15 protein-coding genes are annotated in these 16812 nt (G+C 37.4%); 5 read left to right on the forward strand and 10 right to left on the reverse strand.

What is annotated here, in order from left to right; translation table 11 throughout:
* Position 1: 1 nt before the first annotated feature.
* Both AEQU1_RS01860 and AEQU1_RS01865 read right to left on the reverse strand, forming a co-directional pair.
* On the reverse strand, positions 2-1369 hold the full coding sequence (locus tag AEQU1_RS01860; RefSeq protein ID WP_111878332.1) for a T9SS type A sorting domain-containing protein: 1368 nt from the start codon (positions 1367-1369) through the stop codon (positions 2-4).
* A gap of 60 nt (positions 1370-1429) precedes the next feature.
* Complete coding sequence (locus AEQU1_RS01865) at positions 1430-2803, reverse strand: hypothetical protein (protein ID WP_111878334.1); 1374 nt, start codon at positions 2801-2803, stop codon at positions 1430-1432.
* A gap of 202 nt (positions 2804-3005) precedes the next feature.
* On the opposite strand from AEQU1_RS01865, the gene AEQU1_RS01870 reads away from it, so the two are divergent.
* A complete protein-coding gene (locus AEQU1_RS01870) occupies positions 3006-3254 on the forward strand; it encodes a helix-turn-helix domain-containing protein (RefSeq protein WP_111878335.1) in 249 nt (82 codons plus the stop codon).
* 12 nt (positions 3255-3266) lie between these two features.
* Here AEQU1_RS01870 and AEQU1_RS01875 read toward each other — a convergent pair whose 3' ends face one another.
* Both AEQU1_RS01875 and dinB read right to left on the reverse strand, forming a co-directional pair.
* A complete protein-coding gene (locus AEQU1_RS01875) occupies positions 3267-4028 on the reverse strand; it encodes an SH3 domain-containing protein (RefSeq protein ID WP_111878337.1) in 762 nt (253 codons plus the stop codon).
* Positions 4029-4077: 49 nt separating this feature from the next.
* Entirely contained in the window at positions 4078-5181 is a 1104-nt protein-coding gene (dinB, locus tag AEQU1_RS01880) for a DNA polymerase IV (protein WP_111878338.1), read from the reverse strand.
* Between the two features lie 68 nt (positions 5182-5249).
* Here dinB and AEQU1_RS01885 point away from each other — a divergent pair, with 68 nt between their 5' ends.
* From AEQU1_RS01885 to AEQU1_RS01900, 4 genes are read left to right on the forward strand one after another with little or no spacing between them, the layout of a single operon-like run.
* A complete protein-coding gene (locus tag AEQU1_RS01885) occupies positions 5250-5906 on the forward strand; it encodes an NAD(P)H-binding protein (protein WP_111878340.1) in 657 nt (218 codons plus the stop codon).
* Position 5907: 1 nt separating this feature from the next.
* The gene (locus tag AEQU1_RS01890; protein WP_111878341.1) at positions 5908-6510 is read left to right on the forward strand and encodes a DUF2238 domain-containing protein; all 603 of its coding nucleotides are present in this window, start codon (positions 5908-5910) and stop codon (positions 6508-6510) included.
* Entirely contained in the window at positions 6498-6977 is a 480-nt protein-coding gene (locus AEQU1_RS01895) for a CYTH domain-containing protein (protein ID WP_111878343.1), read from the forward strand. Before AEQU1_RS01890 ends, AEQU1_RS01895 begins: the two co-directional genes overlap by 13 nt.
* Entirely contained in the window at positions 6967-7461 is a 495-nt protein-coding gene (locus AEQU1_RS01900; protein WP_111878345.1) for a YciI family protein, read from the forward strand. The genes AEQU1_RS01895 and AEQU1_RS01900 overlap by 11 nt, the downstream gene beginning before the upstream one ends.
* Positions 7462-7524: 63 nt before the next feature.
* On the opposite strand, the gene AEQU1_RS01905 is transcribed toward AEQU1_RS01900, so the two are convergent.
* From AEQU1_RS01905 to AEQU1_RS01930, 6 genes are all read right to left on the reverse strand, one after another.
* Positions 7525-8919 carry an efflux transporter outer membrane subunit gene (locus AEQU1_RS01905; protein WP_181566684.1) on the reverse strand — a complete coding sequence of 465 codons (1395 nt, stop codon included), beginning with the start codon at positions 8917-8919 and terminating at the stop codon, positions 7525-7527.
* Positions 8920-8959: 40 nt separating this feature from the next.
* Positions 8960-12157: an efflux RND transporter permease subunit gene (locus tag AEQU1_RS01910; protein ID WP_111878347.1), complete on the reverse strand. Its 3198-nt coding sequence runs from the start codon at positions 12155-12157 to the stop codon at positions 8960-8962.
* Positions 12158-12177: 20 nt separating this feature from the next.
* On the reverse strand, positions 12178-13314 hold the full coding sequence (locus AEQU1_RS01915) for an efflux RND transporter periplasmic adaptor subunit (RefSeq protein WP_111878348.1): 1137 nt from the start codon (positions 13312-13314) through the stop codon (positions 12178-12180).
* Positions 13315-13325: 11 nt separating this feature from the next.
* Entirely contained in the window at positions 13326-13817 is a 492-nt protein-coding gene (locus AEQU1_RS01920) for a GbsR/MarR family transcriptional regulator (protein WP_111878350.1), read from the reverse strand.
* 144 nt (positions 13818-13961) lie between these two features.
* Complete coding sequence (gene pbpC / locus AEQU1_RS01925) at positions 13962-16283, reverse strand: penicillin-binding protein 1C (RefSeq protein WP_111879025.1); 2322 nt, start codon at positions 16281-16283, stop codon at positions 13962-13964.
* A 180-nt stretch (positions 16284-16463) separates the two neighbouring features.
* Positions 16464-16799 (reverse strand): GIY-YIG nuclease family protein, encoded by a 336-nt coding sequence (locus tag AEQU1_RS01930; RefSeq protein ID WP_111878352.1) that lies wholly within the window; start codon positions 16797-16799, stop codon positions 16464-16466.
* Between the last annotated feature and the right edge of the window lie 13 nt (positions 16800-16812).

Raw genomic sequence — 16812 nt, forward strand, 5'->3', positions numbered from 1 at the left:
TTTATTCCTTGATAATTTTTTTTACAAGCTCTCCACTATCGGTTGTTATTCTTAAAAAATATATACCGCTTTGAAGAGTTGAAATATCTACTTGCTGAATGTTTCCATTTAATTGAAGGACTTTTTTGCCCAATATATTAAAAACGGTAGCACTTTCAATATTTTCAGTTTTTGAGTTTATAAAGATCAATCCATTTGTGGGATTCGGATAAACTTTTAAAGAATTTAATTGGTTTTCCTCAATCCCTATAATGGTATGATTTTCAAACCAATATATAGTCTTTTCTGATTGTGATGCGGAAATGGGATCCATATCTCCATCATTATCTATGTCTGCCGCTGTTACTGTTATAGCAAATTCAAAATTATCCTTAATAATATTGGCACTGCCGAAACCGCCCAAGCCATCCAGATTTTCATACCAACGCAGAAAACCAGGTGCCAAGGTTAGAACATCAATATCGTCATCATTATCTAGATCAACAGGAAAAATATAAGTTGTAACAACAGAGGAATCTATGGTTTTTTCCAAACTAAAATTGCCCTGTCCGTCAAGATTCTCCCACCACGCGAAAACACCGGCACCCACAGCAGAACCAATTACATCTAGGTCATTATCCCCATCAATATCTGCTAAAAAAACTGATAGAACTGCTGCTCCAGGCGATCCAATTTCTTTTGGAGGTCCAAAAGCACCTTGACCATCCATATTTTCAAACCAAGACATAATATTAAAATTAAGTGTTCCTGCCACAATGTCCAAATCACCGTCACCGTCTATATCGCCAACATCTATTGCCGAACCATTTACGTAACTTGAAATAATAATATTGCCATTGTCAAAGTTTCCATTTCCATCCAGATTTTTATACCAGGTTAAAGCGTCATCATCAATAGAACCAATTATAAGATCATTATGTCCATCACCATCAATATCCCTAACGAGTATGGCACGCTCCCCGCTAGTATTAGGAGTGGCAATTACAGTTCTAGGTCCAAAATTACCCAATCCGTCCAGATTTTTGTAACTAACAAGATTTGGAGCAATTGTAAAAGGAGAAGAACCCAAAACATCTAAATCGTTATCTCCATCTATATCTCCAACAGCCATATTTCTTGGTTCATAAATAGTTCCGATTTCCTGTCCCACACCAAAATTACCCAAACCGTCTATATTTTTATACCAAACAAAATTTTGAGCTGGGTAATTATTAATGTTTAATACATCAATATTTCCATCTTTATCAATATCTCCAACAACAACCTGTAATGGTCCTCCTTGTGTATTGGATGTAACAATTCTTTCTGTCCATTGCGCCATAAGCGGCGTACACATAAGTAAGAAAGCTAATATGTAAATAGTTCTCATAAGTTTAAAAAAAATGGGCTCATCCTTTTATAGGATAAGCCCGTTTGTTATTAATTACTGTTATTCCTTAAAAATAACAGTTTCTTGGGTTGCCCCCTCATCATAATTTTTTTCAACCTTATAAAGCCCTGGGTTCAATTCATCCACTAAATATGGATTGTTTATGCCCAACGAATCTTTGGGGGTAATGGTAACATTGCCATTTAGCACTCCATCATTGAACCTTGTAATACTGCCGCTTTTTGGTCCTTTATTATAGTTATCGTAACATCTGCGTACAAGAACTGCCCCGCATAAGGTAATACCCAAATTTATTGCGGAGTGGTTGGGATGCGTTATTTTACTGAAATCGGTTTCATATTTACTTATGGTCAACAAGGAATTATTTGTATACGTAAATGATGTGTCATAATAATTCGAGGGTTGTGGACAGTCACAACTACACTCAAAAAACCGATAATCAAAGCCGGGTTGAAAGAGTGGTGGAGCTGGTTCTGTTGTACCATTTAAATAGTATTCACCAACATAGAGTTCAAATAACGATGCAATATCAGTGATAGTGGGTGCAAAAAGTCCGTTCACATCATCTTCAATTGCTTCCCGAGCTCTTATTCCCTGACCATTTGTTAAAGGGGATTGGGCATCCATGCAATCATAGGCGTCACTAAGAACATTGATAACATCTTCATGGGTTGGAATGTATGCATCACCATCATAATCCACTTGAGTTCCGTCATTATCATATGTGCAATTGGCAGATATATAAGGATAATTGCCGTTTGCATCCCTATATCCAGGATTAGCGGCGGTATCTACTACTAAATCTCCAGCTTCATCAGCATTATAATCAGGATCATTAACGTCTCTTGTAACTCTTTCTCCATTGAAACCTCTAGAGGAGCGGGTATGGATAAGATTTAAATTGTGTCCTATTTCATGAGTTATGGTAGCTTTTGTCAATCCTGCGGCACCTACGCCAGATGTAGTAACATTATAGCCCGGAGAGATTCCTCCAAAAGACCCCCAGCCAAATACATATACATTAAATGCGTCTGCTTTTTTATATCCATTGGCATTTGCCCAAGAGATAAGACCAGAAAACTGTGAGGTATTTTCCATAACAAAATGACCATCGGGATCATTAGGCAGCGTGGGACTTTGTATCTTCTCAAAACCCTTATACTTAAAGAAAATATTGAACTGATTATATAGAATGTTCAGGCTGGCGACAGCTGTAAGTACATCGTGAGCTTGATCTGGAAAATAATCAACGCCATCGGGATGTTTGATTCCCCAAAAATATATATTGAGAACTATGGGTTCACAATCTGCATCAAAATAAGCACTGTCCGTAGAGTGGCTGTAAACTCCTGCAGGATCAGAAGTTGTTGGTTCGAGTGTTGCACATTCTGGATTGTCTTGTTGTGCGTTCATACAAAATACATTTACGATAAATGTACAAAAAAGTAATTTGAGTAATAGGTTGGTTGGTTTCATAAAAACAGTATTTAGTTAAACAATAATTGTGAAAATTAGCTTTCTAAATAACTCGGGAGGAAACCAAATATAAAACAAAATTCTTAATGTAGTACTATAAGGTTACAAAAAATATTAAATATTCAAAGAATTTGCTTACATGTCATTTGTAAATGAAGAACAGATTTTAAAACTTAAAGCAAGCCTTCCTGTGAGCTTAGGCTTAGCTATAAAAATGGCAAGAAAAAGAAGTAATCTCACTCAAACAGAACTGGCAGCACTTACTCTAAAAGATAGGCAATACATCTACAAAATAGAAAAAGGAAAGGTTACCCCAAACATTGTTACTATTGGTGTTATAGCCAAAGCATTGGATATTTCTATTTCAAAATTATTGGAAGATTTATAAAACATTTGTTCTTTAATCCGCAACCTCAACCTTCTCAAGCTTCATCCCATCCGTTTCTTTGGTAATGGTTACCGTATAACCAAAACCAGTTGTTTTGTAGTTATAAACTATTTTCTGAAGTTCATTTTCGTTTCGGGAAATCTGAAGCTCACTAATAAAATCAGTTTTCATTTTATCGCCGTTTTGTTGGGTTTCATTGTTGGAACCTTTCGGGTTTGGGAAAGCAAATGCCTTTGGAATTGCAAAAAGTTGCTGCGCCGTAAAAAAAGCTTCGTGCCATTTATCAGTCGGTAAAATCAAAGTTTCGGTTTTGGTGGGTTTGCTTGTAGTACCACCCGTAGCTTCGGAATAATTCACTTTCGAAAAATCTTTCTTTAATTCTTCAGCATAGTTTTTTGCAGAGGCATCTTCTCCGGGAGGAAAAAATTTCGACATAAAACCATTAAATGCATACCCCTTTTTGTTATTGTATTCAATCTCATCCATCGCGCCATCAATTCCACCCACGTTCATCGTTGTTTTCCCTTCGGAATTTACAAGTTTAACTTTTGTTCCCAACGGCATGACGGCCAACTTTGCACTTTGAAGATTCGGAAATTCACGCAATGTCAGCCCACTTACTGCTGAAACATACATTGCATCGGGAGCGGTTTCTGCGGGAATGGAATCTGTTACAACAGTCTGGGTTTCTTCACTGTTTTTGGCGTCATTTTTACAGGAAAAAAGAAAGGTGAAACCTGCAAGGGCAAGGATGGAAAAAGCTACGGTTTTCATAAATCTGGAGTTTAAAATTAGTTAAAGGTACGTAGTCTTTTTTTCATAATTAAAATTCAAGTTTTAGTTGTACGTCGATTGATTCTTTTGGAACCTGCTTTTTCTTTGGCGTTTCGTTGTTTAGGTTTGAAATTGAAATTCCCAACAACCGTACCGATTCCTTCATTTTTTCCTGAAATAACAATTCTTTAACCACATCTAAAATCAATTCTTTGGAAGCAATGAAAAGCGGAAGTGTTTTACTGCGGGTTTGAAGTGTGAAATCTCGATATTTTATTTTTAAGGTAACCGTCTTTCCTGCGAGTTTACTTTTATGCAAACGCTTTTCAACTTCAGCGGCAATTTCTTCAAGTCGCTCCAGCATAAAAATTTCCGAAGAAATATTCTCTGAAAAGGTATGTTCCGCCGCCAATGATTTTTGCGTTCGTGAAGGTTTCACTTTACTGTTGTGTATTCCGCGAACCACATTGTAATAAAAACCCCCACTTTTCCCAAAGTTTTCTTCCAAAAATTCAATTGATTTTCCCTTCAAATCCATTCCAGTGAAAATTCCCAATCGGTACATTTTCTCTTTTGTGACTTTCCCAACACCATAAAATTTCTTCACATCCAGCGTTTCCAAAAACGGAACAACATCCTCGGGACCAATTGTTTTTTGACCGTTCGGTTTGTTGATGTCACTTGCAATTTTTGCTACAAATTTGTTCATCGAAATTCCTGCAGAAGCATTCAACCCCGTCTTTTCCTTAATCTTTTTACGAATTTCAGTTGCAATCATTGTTGCACTAGGATTGCCCTTTTTATTTTCAGTAACGTCCAGATAAGCTTCATCCAAAGAAAGTGGCTCCACTAAATCTGTATATTCAAAAAATATTGTTCGAATTTGTTTTGAAACTTCTTTGTAACGATCAAAATTGGTTTTTACGAAAATAAGTTGCGGGCAAAGTTTTCTTGCCACCGCGCCGCTCATTGCGCTACGCACTCCAAACTTACGTGCTTCATAACTTGCAGCACTTACCACGCCACGGGCGGAACTCCCCCCTACGGCAATCGCTTTTCCTCGTAGCTCTGGATTATCCAGCTGCTCTACGGAAGCGTAAAAAGCGTCCATATCAACATGTATTATTTTCCGAATGGGCATTTCGTCCTGCATCTTACAAATTTAATATCTTTAATGTCTGGTTGAGCCCAGTCCAAATCTAATTTCAACCAAATAATATAATGAAAAAAACAGCAATTATTTTAGGCGCAACGGGATTGACCGGCGGAATTTTATTAGAAAAACTTTTAAAAGACGCATCTTTTGAAAAAATAAAACTCTTTTCGCGTAGTTCTGTAGACAAGGAATCGCCGAAAATTGAAGAACATTTAATAGACATGTTTAAATTGGAAGAACATTCCGAAGCGTTTAAAGCCGACGTGGTTTTCTGCTGTATTGGTACCACAAAAGCCAACACTCCCGATAAGGAAACCTATAAAAAAATAGATTACGGCATCCCAGTTTCCGCCGCAAAACTTGCAAAACAAAATGGAATAGAAACTTTTATAGTTATTTCAGCAATGGGAGCAGATTCAAATAGTAGCATTTTTTACAATAAAACCAAGGGTGAAATGCAGCGAGATGTGCTTCAACAAAATATTGAAAAAACGTATGTTTTACAACCGTCGTTGATAGCTGGAGATAGAAATGAAAACCGTTTTGGAGAAAAAGCAGCTACTTTTTTTATGAAAACCTTCGGATTTTTAATTCCGAAAAAATACAAAATGATTCAAGCCAAAACAATTGCCGAAGCAATGCAGATTTTAGCGAAAAAAGGAGATTCTGAAAAAATTCTTACTTCGGAAGAATTAAAAGAAATAGCTTCCCAATCCATGTAATATGAAGTTTGTTTACACACTTTTAATACTACTCTGCGCCCTATTTATTTGGTCTGCTATAAATCCAAAAGAATATTTCACTTGGTTTTTAGAAGTTTTGCCAGCCATTTTGGGAATTTTAGTTTTAATTTTTACCTTCAAAAAATTCAGGTTTACAAACCTATTATATCTACTCATTTTTTTTCACTGCGCCATTTTAATAATCGGCGGACATTATACCTACGCGGAAGTTCCATTATTTGATTGGCTCCGCGAAGTTTTTAATCAATCCCGAAATAATTACGACAAACTTGGCCATTTTGCACAAGGTTTTGTGCCAGCAATGATAGCACGCGAGTTGCTGATTAGAAAAAAAGTACTAACAAAAATGAGTTGGCTATCATTTATTGTTGTGAGTATCGCATTAGCAATAAGCGCCGCTTATGAATTGATTGAATGGGCGGTTTCCGTTTCAACAGGCGAAGGCGGCGATTCATTTTTGGGTACCCAAGGCTACGTTTGGGATACACAGAGTGATATGCTTTATGCGACTATTGGCGCAATTGCGGCTTTGTTTACCTTGTCAAAAATTCACAACAAACAACTTTCAAAATGCAAGAAATAGAACGAAAATTTTTGGTCACTTCTGAAACCTTTAAAAACGAAGCCCATAAACGCACACGTATTGTACAAGGGTTTTTGAATACAAATCCAGAACGCACTGTGCGGATTCGCATTCAAGGAAACGATGGATTTCTAACCATTAAAGGAAAATCGAACAAATCGGGTCTGTCCCGTTTTGAATGGGAAAAGCAGATTTCCCTATCAGAAGCTGAGGAATTGCTTCATTTATGTGAACCGGGAATTATTGAAAAAACCCGATTCGAAATAAATTTTGGCGACCACACTTTTGAAGTGGATGAATTTTTAGAAGAAAATCAGGGTTTAACAATGGCGGAAGTTGAGCTTCAATCTGAATCTGAGCCTTTTCAAAAACCAGATTGGTTGGGAAAAGAAGTTACGGGCGAGGTGAAATATTACAATTCCCAACTGAGTAAAAATCCTTTTAAAAACTGGACAAATGAAAGCTAATCTACTACTTGTAATTTTAGGAATTATACTTTGTGGTTGTGAAAATATGGTTGAAAAAAAATACAACACTGAGCCTTGTCCAAAAGATGAAAAAATCTCGATGACAAAACTTAAGGAGGCATTGACGGAAAAAGGTTTTCAAACCTTTGATTATATTGATGAAAAATCGGGAGACACTATTTTGATGCAGAAGTATTTTATTGCTTTTCTGAAAAGTGGGCCAACCCGTTCTCAAACAAAAGAAGAAGCAGATAGTCTTCAAAAGTTGCATTTGGCGCATTTAAGCAGAATGTATGAGGAAGGATTTGCAGATATTTCTGGGCCGTTTGGTGATGATGGCGCTATTCGTGGCATCACCATTTACAATGTTCCAACCCAAAAAATGGCGGACAGTCTGGCCAATATGGATCCCATGGTGAAATCTGGAAGATTGGTAATAGAAATCCATCCGTGGTGGGCGGCGAAGGGATTTCTATTACGTTAAAAAAAAATCTGCCTTGAAAAATTACAAGACAGATCTACAATCAACAATAAAAAATCATAAAAATTATCTCCAACCGCCGCCTAAGGCTTCATATAAATCAACAATAGATTGAAGCTGGTTGTTTTTTGCACTAATAAGATTCAAGCTAGAGTTTAATGCATTTTCTTGCGCGGTCAAAACTTCTAAATAGTTTGCAAGACCGTTATCCAAAAGCTCTTGGGAATAACCAGTTGCTAGATTATAAGCATCATACTCCTTTTGATTTACTTCAATTTTTTCTGTTGAAGCTTCATAAGTATACAGTGCATCTGAAACTTCTTTACTGGCGTTAATAACCGTAAACCTAAAATCTAAATAAGCCTGTTCTTGTTGCGCCTGTGAAACTTCATACTGAGTACGGATTTGACGTTTGTTTAAAATGGGCTGGGTTAACCCGCCAATAATAGTTGCGAATAAGGAATTAGCATTAAAAAGTTTATCAAATTCCAAATTTTGCAATCCTCCGCTTGCAGAAAGCGTCAAAGATGGATAAAAACTTGCTCGGGCAACATTGGTAAGTTCAAAAGCGTTCATTAAACTGTATTCAGCTTCAATAACATCTGGACGGTTTCTTAATAACTGTGCAGGAACGCCAGTGTTTAAAGTATTGATTACTTGATTATCTAACTCTCCACGAGTAATTTCCTGAGGCGCACTTCCCAATAAAATGGACATTGTATTTTCCATTAAACGTGCTTGGTTTTTTAAATCGATTAAAATTCCCTTTGCTGTATATAATTGGGCTTCCGTCTGTTTTACGCCTACTTCAGTAACATTTCCTGCTTCCTTTAGTGCTTGTGTAGTTTCTAAACCTTTAGAGCGAGTTTCAATAGTTTCCTCGGTTACACGAATCTGTTCGTCCAGTGCCAACAATTGATAATATACTGATGCTATGTTTGCAATCAATCTGCTTTTTACGGCTTGGTGTGCGGCTACACTCTGCAAATAAGAAGCTTGAAAAGCGCGATCATTGCTGCGAATTTTACCCCAAATATCTGCTTCCCATGAAAGGCTTCCGCTTAATTCATATTGATCTAAGGATGAAAACTGGCTTCCAAACTGACTGCCGCTCGAAAATTCCTGGTGGGTATATTTAGCATTTCCACTTAGGGTTGGGAAATAACTTGACTTGCCTTGTTTTACATAAGCTTCAGCAATTCGGATTTGCTGAAGCGCAACCCGGATATCAATATTGTTTTTCAATCCTTCTTCAATGTAATTTTGAAGGGAAGGATCTGTAAACAACTCTTTCCAAGAGATCGTTGCAATGGTCAAAGTATCCTGCGGAAGATTATCTGTTCTGTAATTTGCTTCGTTTACAACTTCGGGCCGTATATAATCTTTGGCGGCAAAGCAGGAAACTAATAAAAACGGAACACTTACTATTAACAGGAATGAATAAATTCTATTCGTTTTCATCTGTTTGATTTTATATATTTTTTGGGATGAATTTATTTGATTATTCATTGTTTTCAGAATTTTCAACTGGTTTATTCCCTGTTTCAATAACCATAAGTTCTTCGGAAATTTCTTCTTTGTCTGTCGGCGGACCTGTAATTTTTTCCTGTAACCATTGGAAAAAGATAAACAAGAGCGGAATTACGAAAACTCCAAAAATTGTACCTATCAACAGACCACCAACGGCACCCGTACCAATAGAGCGGTTACCTGCAGCACCCACACCATTTGAAAGAACCAGAGGCATCAATCCTAAAATAAATGCGAAAGATGTCATTAAGATTGGTCTTAATCTAGACTCTGCACCGTCAATTGCAGCATCTAAAATAGATTCCCCGTGTTTTCTTCGCTGTAGGGCAAATTCAACAATAAGAATTGCATTTTTAGCCAGCAACCCGATAAGCATTATTAGTGCAATTTGAAAATATATATTGTTTTGTAATCCCATAAATTGGGTTGAAATATAAGCTCCAAAAACTCCAACGGGTAAAGAAAACAATACCGAAAACGGCAATAAATAACTTTCGTATTGTGCGGCAAGTAAAAAGTAAACGAACACCAATGATAAAATGAAAATCATTGTTGTTTGGTTGCCAGCGCTTTTTTCTTCCAAAGTTAAACCGGAGTAGGCAATATCAAAATTACTAGGCAGGGTTTTGCTCACTTCTTCAACAGCAGCAATTACATCTCCAGAACTGTAGCCCGGAGCCGTTGCAGCGGTAACTTTTGTTGAATTGAACAAATTGAAACGTGTAACGGATTGTGGTCCATAAACTCGTTTCAGTGTAACAAATTGAGTAATAGGTGTCATTTCGCCACTAGCGGTTCGCACATAAATATTGTTCAAATCGCTTTCGCTGGCTCTATCTTCTGGCAAAGCCTGAATATAGACACGATACTGTTTTCCGAAGCGGGAAAAATCTGCCGCAAAAATACTTCCTATATATCCTTGAAGCGTTGTAAAAATAGTTTGAACTGAAACACCCACTTCTTTTGCCAATGGCACATTTAGAGTCATTTCATATTGTGGATAGCGTGTATTGAAGGATGATTGCGCATATTGAATCTCTGGACGCTGTGACAATTTTGCTATAAACTCCTGGTTTGTTTGGTCAAGATCGGTAAAACTTCCCCCAGAACGGTCCAATAAATTCACTTCTGCACCAGCAGAGTTTCCAAATCCTGGAATACTTGGTGGTGAGAAGAATATAATCTGGGCATCTGGAATTTGGGCCGCAATACCAAAAAGTTGGCCTGTAATTGCTTGCACGGAAAGCGATTCATCTTCTCTATCTTTCCAATCGTCAAGTCTAATAAATCCAAGACCGTAATTACTTCCTGCACCACTTATCAAGCTTCGCCCGTCAATTACCGAAGCTCCTTGAATTCCTGGTAAATCCTTAATTTTAGAATAAAGTATCTGATTTACTTCGTGTGTTCTATCAACTGAAGAACCTGCAGGAAGTTCAACGTTCATAAAGATAATTCCACGGTCTTCATCAGGGACAAAACCGGTTTGAAGTGTTGACGATGACCACCAAATTCCGAGAACTGCCAAAAGCAATATAAAGCCAGTTATCCATTTATGTCTATAAAGAAAATGGACCGATCTTCCGTAACGATCTACAGTGGCCTTAAAACCTCTGTTAAAACCGTTGAAAAATTTCTGTATAAAACCTGGTTTTTTACTGTTTTGTTTCTCATCATGACCTTTTAAAAACAAGGCACTCAATGCTGGCGTTAAAGTTAAAGCATTAACGGCCGAAATAATAATAGCTACTATTAAGGTTACTCCAAATTGTTCATAAAATACACCCGTTGGACCTTTAATGAAAGTTACCGGAATAAACACGGCAGACATTACCAAGGTAATAGAAATAATAGCTCCGGAAATTTCGTGCATGGCATTCAATGATGCCTTTTTCGAACTTTTCTCTCCTTCATCAATCTTTGCATGGACGGCTTCCACGACGACAATTGCATCATCCACCACAATTCCAATTGCAAGAACCAATGCAAAAAGGGTCAATAGGTTTATGGAATATCCGAATAAATTAAGGAAGAAAAATGTTCCGATAATAGAAACGGGAACTGCAATTGCAGGTATTAATGTGGAACGAAAATCCTGCAAAAAGATAAAAACAACAAGGAAAACTAAAAGGAAAGCTTCCACCAGCGTACTTACCACTTTTTCAATGGAAGCATTTAGGAAATTGTTTGTATCATAAGGAATGTAATAAGTAATTCCCTCAGGCAAATCACGCTCCACCTTACCCAATTCTAGTTTTATTGCGTCAATAATTTCTTGTGCATTTGAGCCTTTAGTTTGAAAAATACCCATATTCACTGCAGGATATCCATTGGTTACAGAACCTCCGGAATATGATTGTGCTCCCAATTCAATTTGGGCTACATCACTCAATTTCAAAAATTCGCCATTACCCAAAGCTTTTATAACAATATCGCTGTATTGTTGTTCAGTCTTGTAACGTCCGGGATATTTAATGGTATATGAAAATGCTTCACCATTATTTTCACCCAAAGATCCAGCAGCAGCTTCAAGACTCTGCTCTTTCAATGCTGCCAGCACATCTGATGGCATCAAACTATACGCTGCAAGTTTTTGTGGATTCAGCCAAATTCGCATAGAATAATCCTTTCCTCCAAAAACAGTTACATCTCCAACCCCATTTACCCTTTGCAGTTCTGGAATAACGTTTATTTTTAAATAATTCTGAAGATAGGTATCATCATAATCCTTATTGGTGCTGTAAAACGAAAGGAACATTAACGCACTGGTTTGTTGTTTTGAAGTTGTAACCCCTGTCTGGATTACCGCTTGTGGCAATAAAGAATTAGCACGCGCAACACGGTTTTGAACGTTTACAGCCGCAATATCAGGATCTACGTCCTGATCAAAAAACACGCTTATGGAAGCTGTTCCATTATTGGTAGCTGTAGAAGTTAAATACGTCATTCCTTCTACTCCATTTATTTGCTCCTCCAACGGGATTATAACACTTTCGAGAATCGTTTCGGCGTTCGCTCCTGGATAAGTAGCATTAACTTGAATAGTAGGTGGTGCAATATCTGGATATTGTGTAATGGGCAGATTGGTAAGTCCCAAAACTCCCAGAATTACTATAATTATCGAGATAACCGTAGATAGTACGGGTCGGTCTATAAATGTTTTTAACATAATTTATTATTCTTCAACGGTTATCTGAAAACTTTTTCAATAGGCTTGGCTATGCTGTCAAAAGGCATTTCCTGCGGATTTATTTTGGAATTACCGCGAAGTTTATTGGCCCCTTTTGCAACAATTCTGTCGCCCTTTTGCAAACCAGAATCTACTACATAAAGATTTTCAACTTCAGCGATTGTTTCAATTTTTGAAGAAGTAGCCATTCCTTCTTCATCAACCTTATATACATAAATGCTCCCCTGTTGCTCATAAGTAGCTTCTTGAGGAACAATTACAGCATCTGTATAAATTTTGGGTATTTTTATTTTTCCACTGTTACCGTTTGTAAGTATTCGCGAAGGGTTATCAAAAATAGCCCTGAAAGTTATAGAGCCCGTATTTGCATTTACTTGTGAATTGATAGTTTCAATTGTTCCCTCTTGATCATAAAGGCTTCCATTTGCCAAAAGCAATTGCACTTTCGGAAGTTTTTTAATCTTTTCTTCAACGTCTTTTCCTTCTGCGTTTTGAATAAAATCTAAATATTCCTTTTCATTCATCGAAAAATAAGCATACACTTTACTGATGTCTGCAACAGTTGTCATCGGAATTTGTGACGATGGGCTCACTAAAGCACCTTTCCGAAGATTAATAGAACCAACATACCCATCTACCGGACTTTTTATATTTCCATAGTCAATATTTGCGGCAATACTGTTATACCCACTTTTTGCTTGTTGAAGTTTAGCCTTAGCGGTTTCAAGTTGCACATTGCTAATGATGTTTTTTTCAACTAACGGTTTTAACTTATCAACCTCAACTTGGGCAGCGTTCACATTGGCTCTAGCAGCAGCGGCATCTTGACTTAAAGTTTGGGTCTCCAAACGGAAAAGTGTTTCTCCCTTTTTAACCTTTTGACCTTCATCAACAAGAACATCTGTAATGTATCCTGAAATTTTTGCCTGTACTTGGCTATTTACAATACCTTCAATACTGGCGGGATACGTAGTATACGCCGTAACAGTTTTTGTTGGAATTGTAACCACGGGCAATGTTGGAGCTTGTGGCGCGCCTTGTGCCTGTTGTGTGCTTTTATCGTCGCCACAGGATGATAGCATTAGTAAAGTTCCTAAAGCTAAGGCAAGAGAATAGATTAAATTTTTCTTTTTCATTGTTGATTTAATTAGTCGTTTTTATGTTTTTCGGTAAGTCTTTTTTGAAGTTTTTCCATTGAAGCACTTGCTTGAGAAAGAAATTCTAAATAATCATGGTGAAATTCAAGATCAAAAATTTCTTCAGTACAATCCTCGGGAAGAACTGCATTCATTTCTTTCTTATAATCCATTATTTCAAGATGCAAATCGCGTTCATTCTTCCAATTTTTAAGCATTAAACTCATTGAATTTATCATTGCGTCTGGAACAAGTGTAAAATATTTTTTGCGGTCCCCACATTTAGTGTGATAAGTAATGCGGTTTGCAGCCTGTAATGTGGTTAAATGCGTTGAAATTGTACTTTTGCTTGCACTAAGTTCACTTACCAAAGTTTCAAAGGTTACGCCTCTTTTCCCGGTTAAAATCAAAGTAGAGATAATTCTAGCAGCCAAGGGAGCAAGCTGCTCTTTGCTCTCTATGTGAACGCCCAATTTCTCTATTAGTTTTTCTTTTTTAGTCAAAATATAAAGGTGAATTAAAAATCAAGATGCAAATGTACGGTTGGTTCGGAACATTACGAACCAAACAGTATTAATCTTTTGTTAAATAAATATTAAATACTCCGACTGCGCTCAGGATGACAAATAAGTGGCTTTAAACCTTAATTAATTTTGAGAAGTAGATTTTATTTCAATCTCCTGACGAAGTTCATTACCATCTTGATCGGTTGCAGTTAAAATATATTTCCCAGGTTTGGGCGAAACAGCCAACTCGTGAAAGGTTTCGGTTTTACCTATATACTTAGAATCTAAATACCAAAAAACTGTAATTTCTGGAGATCGATGAGCGAGTTTAAAAATAACTTCATTCACATTTTCATCAAAATTTTTCGGAAGTAAAACGGCCTCATTTTTCTTCGGATAAATAAAAGCCATCAGCTTTTCACCTTCCTGTAAACAATTTGGGGCGAAGGGTGGAAGTACTTTATATTCTGGATGAAGTTGTGCATAATAATATTCCATAACAGGTGGTAAGGCAAACCAGTTCTTTTGAACCATTTCTAAAAGCGGGTAACAGGAAGAATTAACGCGAAAATTTTCAGTCCCGACACTTCGGGATAAAAACACAGTTTGGTGGTACGGACAAGCTTCTGTCCTAATTCCATTTTTTGGAATCCATTCCATTTTAGTTTCCTCACAGAAAAGTCCTGCAAGATGCCCACTTTTCGTGCAAATTTCGGCCTCCACTAATTCATCATACGGAATTTTGAACCAACCGCTTTGCGGCAAAACATTTAAAACATTGAACAAAACAGGCGCCGCAGCTTGAATACCCGTCAATCCCGGCCGACCTTCACCATCGGCATTTCCAACCCAAACCCCGATGGCATATTTTGGCGTAACGCCAACTGCCCACGCATCTTTAAAACCATAACTCGTTCCTGTTTTCCAAGCAAGCGGCTGGCTGCTTGTGAAAAATTCCCAGTTTTCCTCTCCGCTTGGTCGATTCACTTTTTCCATCGCTTCAAAAGCTTCGTAAATTGCTCCCGCATTCCAAACGGAAGGTTTTTGCTGAATTTTTCCGAAATCAATTCCTTCGTGTTCTTTCACATACACAGGTTCCATAAATTCATTCTTTCGGTATTCGCTGGAAGAAGTGTTGAAGAAATTCAAGGTTGAAGCCATTCCAGCATACGCTTTGGTAATATCCCAAAGACTGCTTTCCGCACCTCCGAGAATCAGAGAAAGTCCATAATAATCTGCAGGTTTATCAATCGCTTTTTGATTCGTTTTTTTAAGAATATTATAGAATCTTTGGAACCCAAAATCACGCAACATCCGCACCGCAGGAATATTTAGCGAACGCGAAAGCGCTACGCTTGCAGGAACCGCACCGTTGAATTTTTTGTCGAAATTTTCTGGAGTGTAGCCATTCACAGAAGTTGGAATATCTGCTACCAAAGTATTCGGAAGAATTTCCCCAGCATCCAACATAGACGTAAAAAGAAATGGTTTCAAAATACTACCCGTGCTTCTAGGTTTTTCTATTATATCTACAAAATTATTGTGCTCGCGAGTTGTGGGGGAATTACCTACATACGCCAAAACTTCGCGCGTATTTACATCCAAAACCAAAACGGCGAGATTGTGAATCTGATTTTGAGCCAACATATAGTTTTGCTCTTTAACAATATTGTTCACCTTTTGCTGAAGTGAAAAATCAATTGTTGTTTCAATACGCTTTCCCAAATGTTCCTTTCGTATTTTTTCAGTTAAATGTGAAGCGTATTCCGGCAACGGTAAAGGTTTTCCTGGCAATTTTTCATCCAAAGCCAATTGATACGTAGTTTCATCAATCACTTCATTTCTGAAAAGTTTCAACAATAAAGCATCTCTTTTTTTCTTTAAAATTTCCTCGTTCTTCCCGGGAAAAATAAGCGACGGTGCATTCGGAAGAACTGCCAATGCCGCCGATTGTCCCCAACTCAATTCACTCGCAGGAATTCCGAAATAACGCCACGAAGCAGTTTCAAGCCCAACCACATTTCCACCGAAAGGTGCGTATGAAGCATATAAATTCAGAATTGATTTCTTTTTATAACCCGCTTCCAAACGTGTGGCCTGAAAAATTTCAATCAGTTTTTCAAAATATGTCCGCCCTTTGTTTTTTCGGGAAAGACGAATTACTTGTTGCGTAATCGTACTTCCACCGCGGCGGGAATCGCGTGTGAGATTATTCCAAAGTGCTTTAGAAATTGAAACTGGATTGAAACCGGGATGCCAATAAAAATGTTCGTCCTCAAAATAAAGAATGCATTTTTCAAACCTTTTTGGCACAGAATCCATTTGCGGAAATCGCCATTGGCCATCATCGGCAATCCGTGCGCCGAGCATTTGTCCGTTGTTGCTTTCGGCAACAGTTGCGGTGGGAACATCAAATAGTGGCGAAGGAAGGCAAAAGAGCCAAACAAAAAATAAAATCAGCAAGATACCGAGTTTTATTTTGTGTTTTAGAATGTGCTTTTTAAAACTTGTTATTTCCAATTAATTCCTAAAATCTATTATGAATACGAATGTCAGTCTGAGCTTGTCGAAGACCCTCTACGCTGAGCTTCGACAAGCGCAGCGTGACAAACATTGTTTAATTATTAATAATAATTCCAAAAGTCACTCTGAACTTGTCGAAGACGGTTTACTTAAATCGGGACGTCCATATTCAGTATAATTCTTTGAAAATTTCACCAAATCTTGCCAATTCTCTTCAATCAATGCCATCTTTTTTCTTCGAGACCAACCCTTAATTTGTTTTTCAATCTTTATTGCTTCCGTTGGATTTGTGCATTGTAAATACCATTTTAACTCAACAGGCCTTCTTTTAAAGGTGTAGCAATCTTTCTTCATTCCTTCATTGTGCTGTACAAGCCTTCGCTCCATATCATTGGTCATTCCTGTATAATACGATTTATCTGAACATTCAAGAATATATGTAAAGTAAAATCTCATCTTTCCAAATTAT

This window comes from Aequorivita sp. CIP111184, assembly GCF_900489465.1.
GTDB lineage: Bacteria > Bacteroidota > Bacteroidia > Flavobacteriales > Flavobacteriaceae > Aequorivita.